Genomic DNA, 12,732 nt, shown 5'->3' on the forward strand with positions numbered 1-12,732 from the left:
ATCCCTTCCCGAACGGGTTCCAGGCAGTCCCGGACCAGCGCAGATCATGTACCCGTCGACCACAGAAAGGCAAGCCGAACCGCCCCATGATGGATCGTCGTTTATATCAGAGACAGGAACAACGCCATCAGCACCGGCGACAGGAACGACAGAATAAATCCGGACGCAATGGCCACCGGCACACAGTCGAGACCACCACTGCTGCGAATGACCGGCAGCGTAAAATCCATCGCAGTAGCCCCGCCATAACCGATTGCCATAGCGGGTCGCCGCCCGATGATCACCGGGATAAGTGCCAGGGCGATGATCTCCCGGATGACGTCATTGAGGAAGGCCACCCCACCCCAGGCGGGCCCGAGCGCGTCACCGATCACAATACCAGACAGCGAATACCAGCCAAACCCGGCCGCCAGGGCCAGGGACTGGAACATAGGCACCTGCAACGCCGGGGAGAGCAGTACCCCCGCCAGCAGCGAACTGACTGAGAGGGATACCGCAATGCCAAGACCCTGCCGGTTCAGCAGCAGGCGCCGAAGGGAGAGGCCAGCGTTACGGAGCTGAAGGCCGATCAGGAGCAGCAGCAACATAAGGGCCCAGGTGGCAAGGTCTTCGACCCAGTCAAGGGCCGGCAGCAGGAACCAGCCTGCCAGCAAGCCTGCCATCACAGCCGCCAGCGGCTTCGCCGCAGCGAGGAAAAGGCGCCGGTAACTGGTCGCACCGCGGGCGGTGCCGGTTTCGACGTGCATGGGTTGCCAACGGTGCCATAGCCACAGACCTGCAAGGTTCAACACCAACAGCCCGGTCACCAGCACACCCACCTGTGCCGCCATGGCCGCCAATTGCAGGCCCAGCCCTTCCATCTGGCCGAGGCCAACACCCAGCAGGGCCAGGATAAAATACACCAGTCCATCCACACTGTGGTGAACCGCTGTCATCACGGTACGGTTATTCAGTGGAACGGCGAAGCCAAGAAATAATGGCAGAAGGATCAGCAGGGCACCGGCCAGCATGGCAGTCTCTTATCGGGTAAACGGAAGGGTTCAGGGTCAGAGCGTAGGTTCGGGCTGTTCCGGATCGAACCGGTAGTGGCCCTGATTTGCTTCGGCCTGCTGGCGCAGGTCCCTGGCCAGGCGCTGGGCGCAGACGGTCCACTGAACCGGCTCATCACGGCTGGGACTGTACCCCTGCTCCAACAGATTGCCGGCAAGCTGTCGCAGCGCCGCTTCGGCTTTCTCACGATCAGGGTAGGGCCCCCGACAACGAGTGACATCGGGCTGGCCATCCGGCCCGCCTGCCAGAACCAGCACGGACCAGATGCCACCAGACACCTTCTTGATGTGGAGCTCGAGGCGACGCTTGCCCTGCCAGAGCACCAGCGAGTGCAGGGGCGAGCGACCGTGGAAGTAGTGCAGCTTCATGGCATGCTCAGTGCAATTTCCTGTCGTGCCGGTCCTGGACCAGCACCCACGGTGCCACGACCACCGCCCAGAGTTCAGCTTCCCGGTCATACCAGGTACGGGCCAGGTCGGGGCTGACGTCGCCCACCTGGTCCTGGCTCATCCAGTGCTGGAACTGGGCCTTGTTGTCCGCCGTCAGCTCCGCTGCCACATCCAGCAGATCCAGTTCCGGCGCAACCCGTACCACATGCCCTCGGGCATAGTAGGTTTGCAGCTCTCGCCAGCCAATTCGGGAGGTTTCCAGGTTCAGGGAAGCCCTGATTTCGTTGCGGGATCGGGGGGATGTCATGCTTATCCTCGGAAACAACAGCGTATTCAGCCGAGAGCCTCGCATGAAAGGCGGCCGGCGGCAAGTACGCCGCCAGCCTGGAGAGTTAAAGCAACATTGCTGACAGAACCTACGATGCCTGCTTGATCATCTCCCGCACCACATAGTGGAGAATGCCACCATGGCGGAAATACACCGCCTCGTTAGCCGTATCAATGCGGGACTTGAGATCACAGGTATCGGTTGAGCCATCCTTGTAGGTGACCGTCATCTTCAGGCTCTGGCCCGGCTGGATATCGCCGGACAGGCCTTCGATGCTGATGGTCTCCTCACCGGTCAGCTTCAGGCTCTTGCGATCCACACCCTCCGGGAACTGCAGGGGCATTACCCCCATACCGATCAGGTTGGAGCGGTGGATGCGCTCGTAGGACTCAGCCACCACGGCCTTGACCCCCAGCAGACGGGTACCCTTGGCAGCCCAGTCACGGCTGGAACCGGTGCCGTACTCCTTGCCGGCAATAACCACCAGTGGCGTGCCCTGCTCCTGGTACTTCATGGCAGCATCGTAGATGGCCATCTGTTCCCCGGTGGGCACGAACTTGGTGAATCCACCTTCCACGCCATCGAGCATCTCGTTACGGATACGGACGTTGGCAAAGGTACCCCGCATCATCACTTCGTGGTTGCCACGACGGGAACCGTAGGAGTTGAAGTCTTTCGGCTCCACCCCGTGCTCCTGCAGGTATTTCCCGGCCGGTGTATCGGCCTTGAAGGAGCCTGCGGGTGAAATATGGTCGGTGGTCACCGAGTCTCCGAGCAAGGCCAGGATATTGGCGTCGCGGATGTCTTCGATGGCATCCGGCTCCGGTCCAAGACCTTCGAAGAACGGCGGATGCTGGATGTAGGTGGACTTGTCCGACCACTCGTACACCTTGCTCTCCGGCACCTTGATGGACTGCCAGGTTTCATCGCCGTCAAAGACTTCCGCGTACTCCTTGCGGAACATGTCGGTTTTCACCTTCTCTACCGCCTCGGCGATTTCCTGCTGGCTGGGCCAGAGGTCCTTCAGGTAAACCGGGTTACCGTCCTTGTCGGTACCAAGCGGGTCCTTGGTAAGGTCCACGCGCACATTACCCGCCAGGGCATAGGCAACCACCAGCGGGGGTGACGCCAGCCAGTTGGTCCGTACAAGTGGGTGCACCCGGCCCTCAAAGTTCCGGTTGCCCGAGAGCACAGACGCGACGGTCAGATCACCGTCGGTAATGGCCTTTTCGACTTCTTCCGGCAGCGGGCCAGAGTTGCCGATACAGGTGGTGCAGCCGTAACCCACCAGGTTGAAGCCAAGCTTGTCCAGGTCATCCTGGAAACCACCCACCTTGAGGTAATCGGTGACGACCTTGGAGCCCGGCGCCAGCGAGGTCTTTACCCAGGGCTTGGTGCTCAGGCCTTTTTCCACCGCCTTCTGCGCAATCAGGCCGGCAGCCATCATCACGCTGGGGTTGGAGGTGTTGGTGCAGGAGGTAATGGCCGCAATGACCACCGCACCCGGATCAAGGCGGCATTTCTCGCCATCCAGCATCAATGGCTGGCTGGCATGGTGCTCGTAGCTGTCCTCAATGCCCACGGCGGTCTGGCCACCCTCGGACTCCCACTTCTCCTCACGGAGCTGGTTGGGACCCTCGGCGGTTTCCATCACCAGCTCGAAGGCGGACTTCATCTTGGTCAGAGGTACGCGATCCTGGGGCCGCTTGGGGCCGGCCAGGCTGGCGACCACCTCACCCATGTCCAGCTCCAGGGTGTCGCTGTAAACTGGCTCGTGGCCCGGCTCCCGCCAGAGGCCCTGGGCCTTGGCGTACGCCTTGACCAGTTCCAGCTGATGGTCGTCGCGCCCTGTCAGCTTCATGTAGGTCAGGGTCTGCTCGTCCACCGGGAAGAAGCCACAGGTGGCACCGTATTCCGGTGCCATGTTGGCGATGGTGGCCCGGTCGGCTACGGGCATGTCCTTGAGACCGTCGCCATAGAATTCCACGAACTTGCCCACCACGCCCTTCTTTCGCAGCATTTCAGTGACGGTCAGCACCAGGTCGGTGGCAGTGATGCCTTCACGGAGCTTGCCGGTGATCTTGAAACCCACCACTTCGGGAATCAGCATGGATACCGGCTGGCCCAGCATGGCGGCTTCCGCCTCAATACCACCCACACCCCAGCCGAGGATCCCCAGGCCGTTGATCATGGTGGTGTGGGAGTCGGTGCCTACCAGGGTATCCGGGTATGCAAAGTTCTTGCCGCCCTGTTCTTTGTGCCACACGGTCTTGCCCAGGTATTCCAGGTTGACCTGGTGGCAGATACCGGTGCCTGGAGGAACCACACGGAAGTTGTCAAAGGCCTGCTGGCCCCAGCGCAGGAACTCATAACGTTCCTGGTTGCGCTCCATCTCGATCGTGACGTTGTCCCTGAATGCCGACGCGTCACCAAACTTGTCCACCATCACCGAGTGGTCGATGACCAGGTCCACCGGCGACAGGGGGTTGATCAGTGCCGGGTCCTTGCCAGCCTTTTTGACTGCTTCACGCATGGCCGCCAGGTCCACCACCCCGGGCACACCGGTAAAGTCCTGCATTAGCACCCGCGCCGGGCGGAACTGAATCTCGGTGTCGGAACGGCGATCCTTGAGCCACTGCACCATGGCCTCAAGGTGTTTTTTCTCTACCGTTACGCCATCCTCGAATCGCAGCAGGTTTTCCGTCAGCACCTTGAGGGAAAAAGGCATCTTACCCAGATCGCCCAGTGCTTCCTGCGCCTTGGGCAGGCTGTAATAGTGGTAGGTCTTGCCATCCACATCCAGGGTGGAGAGGGTGTTGTAACTGTCGTTGCTGATACCGTCATTCGACATGTGTTGCCTCCTTTTCTGATCGTCAAATGCGTGAAGGCGTAATCTGGCCGGGCCTCGGCCACCGATTTCCTGTCTATTCTGGTCGGAAAGGTGGCTTTGGGGAAATCTCCCTTAACTATTGCACCGATTAACGGGAGTTCAACCCCAGTGACATGGAATGCCATTTTTGTGCATGAGTAGACAGTCGCGACATATGACATTCGATTACTTTTCCTTACATGTTTTGTCTACCCATTCCGTCATAATATTAATAAAAAGTAACGGAGGATCATCTTTACAATGCCTGCCAGCACCCGGGTCGTCCCCCAATCCATTGATGTTCCCTCCGGTTACCGCTTTGTCGAGAAGATTACCGAGGGTGGCAACACCCGGATTTACCGGGCGTTGCGGGCGTCCGATGGCGAGAGCGTGGTCATCAAGACCCTGAAACCGGAACAAGCCACCCGGGAAAGCATCGCTCTGCTACAGCATGAGCATGAGATCCTGCGGGACGTGAAAGGGAGCTACCTGATCCAGGCCCATGAACTGACCCGGATTGGTGACCTGCCCGCACTGGTGCTAGAGGATATCGGCGGCCAGTCCCTGGACCGCATCACTGCGCACCGCCGCATCAACCTGAAAGCCTGCGTGGGCATTGCCACAGCCATCGCCACTGCACTGAAACACCTGCACGCCAGGAGCATTACCCACAAGGACATCAACCCGGCAAACATCCTGGTCAACAGCAAGTCCCGGGCGATCCGGTTGATCGATTTTGGTATCGCTACCCACCAGCAACGGGAGCAGGCCAACCTGAAACACCCCACCACGGTTCCCGGGACACCGGGTTATATGTCACCGGAGCAGACAGGGCGTATGAACCGGGCCGTGGACTACCGATCAGATTTCTACTCCCTGGGCGCCACCCTCTACGAACTGGTCACCGGGCGCCCGATGTTCTCCGCCGAAGAACCCATCGAGTGGTTCCATTGCCATATCGCCCGTACGCCGGTCGCACCGGCAGACCTCGACAGCAGTGTTCCGAGGGTCCTCTCCGACCTCATCATGAAGCTGCTGGCCAAGACCGCCGAGCAGCGCTACCAGAGCGCCGGCGGACTGCTCTATGACCTGCAGCTATGCTACCGGCAGATCAACGCCAACGCGTCCATCGATCCTTTTCCTCTCGGCCGCCATGACGTGCCGGACCACTTTCGCATTCCCCAGCGCCTTTACGGCCGCGAAAAAGAAGTACAGCAACTTCTGACCGCCTTTGAACAGGCCTATGACCGTGTGGCGCTGGCCCTGGTGGCGGGACGGTCCGGTATTGGCAAGAGCAGCCTGATCAACGAACTGCACAAGCCGGTAACTGCTCGTCGTGGCTATTTCACCGTGGGCAAGTTTGACCTGGTTCACCGGGATGTCCCTTACAGTGGACTTACGGTGGCCCTGCGAGACCTGGTTCAGCAGGTCCTGACCGAAAGCGATGAACGCCTGGCCTATTGGCGGAACCGGATCACCGGGGCGCTCGGACCCAACGGCGTACTGATGACCGAACTGATCCCTGAACTGGAGCTTATCATTGGTCCCCAGCCCGGGCTTTCAGCCGTCGGAGCTGCCGAGTCGGAGCAGCGCTTTCGCCTGACCCTGTTCAACTTCATCCGGGTGTTCAGCCATGCCGACCATCCCCTGGTGCTGGTACTGGATGACCTGCAATGGGCGGATTCCAGCACCCTGCAACTGGCGGACCTGCTGGTAGACCAGCTGGAAGGCGACCGCCTGCTGGTGGTGGGTGCGTACCGGGATAACGAAGTCACCCCGGATCACCCCCTGATGTCGACCCTGCAACAGATGCAGGACACCAATGTCTACCTCACGCATATCGCCTTGCAGCCGCTGGGCGTACCAGACATCTGCCGGCTGCTTTCCGATACCCTCATGACGACCACCGGGGAGGTAGAGGTCCTGGCCCGGGTGGTGCATCAGAAAACCGAGGGTAACCCGTTCTTCGTGGAAGAATTCCTCGAGGATCAGCACGGGCGCGGCCATATCACCTATGACCCGGCGGCGAGCCGGTGGGTTTGGGATATCACCCGCCTGAGCCAGCAGCGGATCACCGACAACGTGGCCGGGCTAATGACCCGCAAACTGGAAAGCCTGCCCGGTGCCAGCCTTGAGCTCCTGCGGCTGGCCTCCTGCGCCGGCAGCCGCTTTTCCCTTGCGATGTTGTCCATGATTACCGGTCAATCGCCCGGGGATATTGCCATTGGACTGGACGCCCCCACCCGCGCTGGCCTCGTCACGCCGGTAAGAGACAGCTACCAGCTGACCGAGCTGGCCCAGGCCACCGATGCCGGCCGGATTACCGTCGAGTTCGCCTTCACCCACGACCGCATCCAGGAAGCGGCCTATCAGCTGGTGGATGCCGATACCCGCCAGGCCACCCACCTGGAGATCGGCCGCCAGCTACTGCATAACCTGGACCCGGTAGAGCGCAAGGACCGGCTGTTTGCCACTGTTACCCACCTGAACATAGGCGCTGGCCTGATTGACAACCGGGAAGACCGTCGGGAGCTGTGTCGCCTGAACCTGGAGGCCGGCTATCGCGCCCGCCAGGCGGCGTCCTACCCGATTGCCTACAACCATTTTCAGAAGGCGGTTTTGCTGCTCGGCGAACACGGCTGGGAAGAGGACTACGCCCTGGCACTGAGCGCCTATAGTGCGGCCGCCGAGGCTGCGGCCTACGTGGGTGACAGAAAGGGGCTCAAAGTACTGGTGGACACTGGCCTGGAGCAGGCCCGCGACCTGCTCGGCCGTGTCAGCTTCCACGAAACCTGGATGAGCTACCTGATCACACAGGGTGAACTGCACAAGGCGATCGACATCGCCCTGCCCCTGCTGGCGGAACTTGGCCACAAGTATCCCCGCCATCCCCGTCGTAGCCATGTGACCTTCCGTTTCCTGCGACTCAAGAGCCGGCTGAAGACGGTCAACCTGGAGGCCCTGCGGAACCGGCCCGATTTGAGCTCCGCCGAACAGCGGGCTGCCGGCCGTATCGGAGCATCCATCGGCAGCGCCACCATGTTTGCCGAGCCCATGCTACTGCCGCTGCTCTGCATCCGGGGCGTGGAAATGGCCCTGGAGTACGGTCACAGTCCGGAAACCACGACCAGCTTTTCCGTACTGGGGATGATGTACGCCCGGGAGCTTCACGACGCAGAAACCGGGAACCGGCTGGGCAAGCTGGCGGTGGACCTGAGCGAACGCTTCAATATTCGCCGGGGGCGTGCCCTGCACCTCTACGCCGCCCTGATCCAGCACTGGAAGGACCCACTCAACAAGACTTTCGACAATCTGCGCCAGGCCAGCCGTATGTGCATGGAGAACGGCGATTTCGAGTACGCAGTCCATGCGGCAACCATTCAAGGGGACCACCTGCTGCACGGTGGCGCTGACCTGGAAAAGCTGGAGCAGCAAACCACCCGGGAGCTGGCAGAATTCCGCGCCCTGCATATGGGATCGGTACTACATCACCATGAAGCCCGGTTGCAGTTCATCCGCAACCTTCGAGGACAGAGCACGCGCCCCGCAGAGCTCTCTGGAGATGTCTACGATATCCATGAGATGCTGCCCCGGCACCGGGAAGCCGCTGACAACGCCATCATCGAACATGCCCTGCTCAAATCCATGTACCTGCACTACCTGTTCGATGGCGAGGGCTACCAGGAGCATAGTGCGCGCATTGTGGACTACCTCACCGGTACCGGATACGGCACAGAAGGCTTCTACACCAGCCGTTGGACCCGCTTCCTGCGGTGCCTGGTGCTGCTCCACAACGCCCGTACGGTAACCGCCACCCGCCAGCGGCGGCGCTACCTGGGACTGGCACGCAAGGACTTGCGACTGATGCGCGCCGAAGCCCGCAACTGTCCGGTCAATATGGCCAATAAATACCAGCTCTTGCAGGCAGAGTTCCTGCGTTACAGAGGCCGTGACTTCGACGCCCACGAGGCCTACGACCAGGCCATCGCCCTGGCCGCAGAGCAGGGTTTTATTGAAGAACAAGCGCTGGCGTGCCAGCTCTGCGGCACCATGCACGTTAACGCAGGCCGCACGACCATCAGCCTGCCCTATCTGAGCCGGGCGCGAGACCTCTACCGGCGTTGGGGTGCCCATGCCCTGGTCAGGCACCTGGAGCAGCGCCACCCACAGCTTGCGGAGTCCCGCGCTACCACCAGCCAGGCAGGAACCCTGGCCATGCCAATGGCGGAGGTGGACATGATGTCGCTGATGAAGGCCCTGAAAGCCATCGCGGACGAGCAGATCCACAGCCGTATGGTGGAGTCCATCATCAATATCGCCCTTGAGTTTGCCGGCGCCCAGCGAGGCATACTGGCCCTCCGCGATGGTGACGGCCAGCTTCGTATCGAGTCCGAAGCTTCGGTGGATTCGGATGAAACCGTCATCTTGCAGTCGTCGCCGCTGGAACAGTGTGAGTCGGTTTCCCAGGCTACGGTGAACTACGTGAGCCGCACCCGGGAGAGCGTGGTGGTGGCCGATGCGCTGTCGGTGAACAGTCCGGTACCCGGACTGGACCGGGAGGAGTACATCCTTCGGGAACGGGTACGCTCAATCCTGTGCCTGCCCATTGCCATTGGCCAGGGGGAGCAACGCACCCTGATCGGGCTGTTGTACCTGGAAAACAACCACATCAGCAACTGCTTTACCAAGTCGCGGATCGGGGCCCTGGAGATTATCTCCGTAGCTGCTGCCGGTCGCCTGGAGTTATCCCGCAAGGCAGCAGTGGATGGCCTTACCAATCTGTTCAATCACGACTATTTCCAGAACATGCTGCGCCAGGAGCTGGCGGGGGTGGCCCGCTTCGACCGGGAGATGTCGCTGGTGATCATTGATATCGACCACTTCAAGCAGTTCAACGTTACCTGGGGTCATCAGCTGGGTGACCAGGTGTTGAGGGAGGTGGCCAACCTGGTCAAGGCCAACTCGCGGGAGAACGATACCGCTGCGCGCTATGGTGGTGAGGAGATGGTCGTGATTCTGCCCGGGGCGGGCCGGGACGAGGCGTCCGTGGTAGCCGAGCGTATCCGCGCAGCCATCGAGCGCCACCAGGTGAAGGTGGACGATGAAGTGCTTGGGGTTACCGTAAGCCTGGGCCTGGCTACCGCGAGTGCCATGCATGCGGACCCGGAGCGGCTGATCAGGAAGGCGGATACGGCGCTGTACAAGTCCAAGGCTAATGGTCGGAATCAGCTTACGGTCGCTGATTGAAGGACTGCCGCTGGCAACACGCCAGCCGGCTCCTGCGCTTCCTGTGTACCGATACCAACAGGAACGCTGAGAAGTAATAACCGTGGAACCTGCCCCATTATCTGGTTTAAAAGGATTTGCGCCCATGATATTACATCTATAATATTATGGTTGTAATTTAACCGCAATGGAGCGCCAGAATGACCAACATCGTGATAGCCGGCTACGCCCGGTCGCCTTTTCATTTCGCCCGCAAAGGCCAGCTCGTCAACCTGCGCCCGGATGACATGGCCGCCCAGGTCATGGGCGGCCTGGTCAGCCGGCTGGATCTCAGTCCCTCGTTACTGGAAGACGTCATCCTGGGCTGCGCCTACCCGGAGGGCGAACAGGGCAACAACCTTGCCCGCATTGCCAGTTTCCGGGCCGGCTTTCCGGAGACTCCGGGAGCCGCCACCATCAACCGGTTCTGTGGCTCTTCCATGGCCGCTATTCACTATGCGGCCGGCCAGCTGATGCTGGGCGCTGGTAACGCCTTCCTCTGCGCCGGCGTCGAATCCATGACCCGGGTACCCATGGGGGGCTTCAGCAACTGCCCCAATCCTGAGCTTATGGAGCACTACCCACAGGCCTATATGCCCATGGGCTTCACTGCTGAGGAGGTGGCCCGCCGCTATGGCGTCAGCCGGCTGGAACAAGAGCAGATGGCCGTTGACTCCCATGCCAGAGCGGCCGCCGCCCGTGACGGGGGGCGCCTGGCGGACGAAATCGTCCCCCTGACAACGCCTGATGGCGAGGTCCGGGAAGATGGTTGCATCAGGCCTGGAACCAACCTGGAGACCCTGGCCGGACTGCCGCCGGCTTTCGAAGGATCGGTCACTGCAGCCACCTCTTCCCCGCTGACCGATGGCAGCGCTGCCGTCCTGGTCTGCACCCGAACCTTTGCGGACCAGTATCACCTGCCCGTACTCGCTCGGATACGAGCTGTTGCGGTGGCCGGTTGCCCGCCGGAGATCATGGGCATGGGCCCCGTGTATGCCACCCGTAAGGTTCTGGAACGCAGCGGTCTCACAATCGATGACATTGACCTGATGGAAATCAACGAAGCGTTTGCCAGCCAGGCCATCGCGTGTCTGCAGGAACTAAACATGCCCCGGGACAGGGTTAACCTTGACGGGGGTGCGCTGGCCCTTGGCCACCCATTGGGCGCCACCGGTGCCCGGATAACGGGCAAGGCGGCCTCGCTGCTGGCGCGTACCGGAGGGCGCTACGCCATTGCCACTCAGTGCGTGGGTGGTGGTCAGGGCGTGGCAACCCTGCTGGAACGGTCTTCCGCCGATGCATAGCTATTGTCGGTGCCCGCCAGGCACTGACCGGCCCCGGCTTTCGGTGTAGCATGTCGGCATCCAGGCCGCGGGCGTACTTAGCCCGCGGCAAACCCGATTCCAGGAGGCTTCCGATGCGTTACTCTCCCGACCAGAAGGAGAAAACCCGCCAACGTATACTTGCCGAAGCTGCCCGGCAATTCCGGGAACAGGGCATCAGCAACACCGGCCTGCAGCCGCTTATGAAGACCCTGGGACTCACCCATGGCGGCTTTTATGCTCACTTCCGGTCAAAGGACGACCTGGTCGAATCGGCCCTCCAGGAAGCGGCCCGTCAAATGGACGAAGAGACCGCCCGGGTCCATGAGACCGCAACACCTCTGGCAACACTGATCACCCGGTATCTTTCCCGCGCCCATCGGGATTCCCCCGGTCAGGGTTGTGCACTACCCACCGTATCAGCAGAACTGGGCCAGCTTGGCCGACCCAGTGAGACCACAGACCGGATTGTGCATGACCGACTGACGCTGATTCAGGGTGGGCTGGAACAGGACAAGCGGGAAGAACGCAGCTTTCTGATCCTGTCAGCCATGGTCGGCGGCCTTATGCTGGCACGGAGTGTCAGCGATACGGCTCTGTCGGAGCGTATCCTCCAGTCCACCCGCGATCAGCTACTGGCGCTGATTGACGGAGAGCTCACCTGAAACCACCTGCGTCAACATGGCCATAGCCGGATACCTGGCGCTATACTGCCATCACAGACGTCTAACGGACCTCTTTAAAAAAGATCAAGGAAACTGCCATGAGCGATCTTGAAACCCGTTTTAATGAGGCGGTGGATTACATACAGAACGGGCGGGGCGACCAGGGCCCCTCCAACGAACAGAAACTGGAATTCTATGCCCTCTACAAGCAGGCTACCGAGGGGGATGTCTCCGGCAAGCGCCCGGGTATGATGGACTTTGTAGGCAGGGCCAAGTTCGATGCCCGGAAGAAGCTCACGGGAATGTCCAGGGAAGACGCCATGCAGCGTTATATCAACCGCCTCGAGGACTTTCGCGGTTGATGGATAAACTGGGCGTGGGTGTGCTGAAGCGTCTGAACAAGCCGTAACCTCAGTATCCCGGCTTTCCTGCAGATGGTTTTTGCGGTATTCAAGCGTTTGTCATATGATGCCGTCACTATAACAACAACAGGGCCGGTAAGCGGCTCGCGAGCCATCAGCAGGAATCACCATGCATCTGACCGAAGCGCTTGAACAGAGCGAACCCGGCCTGTTTCAGCGAGTGCAGGACGCCATCCGCCATCAGCAACTGAATCAGCGCACCCAGCAGACCTATCTTCACTGGATCGCGCGCTTCGTACTCTTCCACCAACCGAAGACCCCGGAGACACTGGAAAGTGCCGACCAGCAGCTCTTCCTACTTTACCTGCAGGACCGCATCCAGGTGTCACGTGCCCGGCTCAACCAGGCACGCCAGGCTCTTATGTTCTTCTACAGCGATGTACTCCACAAACAGGAGTCGGCAGCAGAGCCGGCCTGATACC

The 12,732-nt window shown here is 60.8% G+C and carries 9 protein-coding genes; 5 read left to right on the forward strand and 4 right to left on the reverse strand.

Annotated elements, in window-relative coordinates; genetic code table 11:
• Positions 1-101: 101 nt before the first annotated feature.
• From LJ360_RS18230 to acnA, 4 genes are all read right to left on the reverse strand, one after another.
• A complete protein-coding gene (locus LJ360_RS18230) occupies positions 102-1,010 on the reverse strand; it encodes a lysine exporter LysO family protein (RefSeq protein ID WP_264994680.1) in 909 nt (302 codons plus the stop codon).
• A 36-nt stretch (positions 1,011-1,046) separates the two neighbouring features.
• Positions 1,047-1,418 (reverse strand): hypothetical protein, encoded by a 372-nt coding sequence (locus LJ360_RS18235; protein ID WP_091851916.1) that lies wholly within the window; start codon positions 1,416-1,418, stop codon positions 1,047-1,049.
• A gap of 7 nt (positions 1,419-1,425) precedes the next feature.
• Positions 1,426-1,746 carry a DUF2288 domain-containing protein gene (locus LJ360_RS18240; RefSeq protein ID WP_264994681.1) on the reverse strand — a complete coding sequence of 107 codons (321 nt, stop codon included), beginning with the start codon at positions 1,744-1,746 and terminating at the stop codon, positions 1,426-1,428.
• A gap of 109 nt (positions 1,747-1,855) precedes the next feature.
• Complete coding sequence (acnA, locus tag LJ360_RS18245) at positions 1,856-4,618, reverse strand: aconitate hydratase AcnA (RefSeq protein ID WP_264994682.1); 2,763 nt, start codon at positions 4,616-4,618, stop codon at positions 1,856-1,858.
• Positions 4,619-4,897: 279 nt separating this feature from the next.
• On the opposite strand from acnA, the gene LJ360_RS18250 reads away from it, so the two are divergent.
• The 5 genes from LJ360_RS18250 (at position 4,898) to LJ360_RS18270 (ending at position 12,728) form a co-directional block, all read left to right on the forward strand.
• Positions 4,898-9,883: a diguanylate cyclase gene (locus LJ360_RS18250; RefSeq protein WP_264994683.1), complete on the forward strand. Its 4,986-nt coding sequence runs from the start codon at positions 4,898-4,900 to the stop codon at positions 9,881-9,883.
• A 179-nt stretch (positions 9,884-10,062) separates the two neighbouring features.
• Complete coding sequence (locus tag LJ360_RS18255) at positions 10,063-11,205, forward strand: thiolase family protein (RefSeq protein ID WP_264994684.1); 1,143 nt, start codon at positions 10,063-10,065, stop codon at positions 11,203-11,205.
• Between the two features lie 113 nt (positions 11,206-11,318).
• Positions 11,319-11,888: a TetR/AcrR family transcriptional regulator gene (locus LJ360_RS18260; RefSeq protein WP_091851932.1), complete on the forward strand. Its 570-nt coding sequence runs from the start codon at positions 11,319-11,321 to the stop codon at positions 11,886-11,888.
• Between the two features lie 98 nt (positions 11,889-11,986).
• Complete coding sequence (locus LJ360_RS18265) at positions 11,987-12,250, forward strand: acyl-CoA-binding protein (RefSeq protein WP_091851935.1); 264 nt, start codon at positions 11,987-11,989, stop codon at positions 12,248-12,250.
• 169 nt (positions 12,251-12,419) lie between these two features.
• Positions 12,420-12,728, forward strand: a complete 309-nt coding sequence (locus tag LJ360_RS18270; RefSeq protein WP_091851938.1) for a site-specific integrase — start codon at positions 12,420-12,422, stop codon at positions 12,726-12,728.
• Positions 12,729-12,732: the final 4 nt, after the last annotated feature.

It is taken from the genome of Marinobacter sp. AN1 (genome assembly GCF_026013985.1).
Taxonomy (GTDB): Bacteria; Pseudomonadota; Gammaproteobacteria; order Pseudomonadales; family Oleiphilaceae; genus Marinobacter; species Marinobacter segnicrescens.